Annotated in this window: 1 pseudogene; it reads left to right on the top strand. The window is 37.4% G+C overall.

Features of this window, described 5'->3' with window-relative positions:
• A pseudogene (locus AB4512_RS24175) lies at window positions 1-548 on the top strand (hypothetical protein); the annotation flags it as partial.

Raw genomic sequence — 548 nt, 5'->3', positions numbered from 1 at the left:
CAAGCAAGTTTTGGAGTTTATTAATGGCAAAGCAGAAACCTTACGCGATGAATCTAAAATTCTATATCAAGCTGTTAGATGCAAACATAAAATTGATGAGCTAGAGCGACTATACCTTGAAAAGACACACTTCAACGATACGATTGAAAGGTGGGGGATATATCAAGAAGTGACTAACGCATTCGACTCCCCTGACTTAATCAAACACCGAATCTATGAACATTTGAGTAGCGAGTTAAAGTCATTAAAAACCAAATGGAATGACACATACTACGATACACAGCTAGCAGAGATGAAAGTTAAACTATCTAACGGAGATATGAGTAGTGATGATTTCCTACGCTTATGCAACTTAGGCATAGAGTGTCATGAATTTGATTTCGTAATAGAAAATGTCACTAAGTTTCATGCTAGCAACCAACCTACAATGTCATCGTACAACTGCATTGGCGTGTGTCATGAGCGCAAAAAAGAACTTAGTTTTGCATTTGAATACTACAAGCGTGCTGTAGAGTTGATGCGCTCATCAAAAGACTACAATCACATTA

Source organism: Vibrio sp. 10N.222.52.B7 (assembly GCF_041474275.1).
GTDB lineage: Bacteria > Pseudomonadota > Gammaproteobacteria > Enterobacterales > Vibrionaceae > Vibrio > Vibrio crassostreae_C.
Note: the sequence above shows the minus strand (reverse complement) of the source record. Positions and strands in the feature narration are given on the sequence as shown.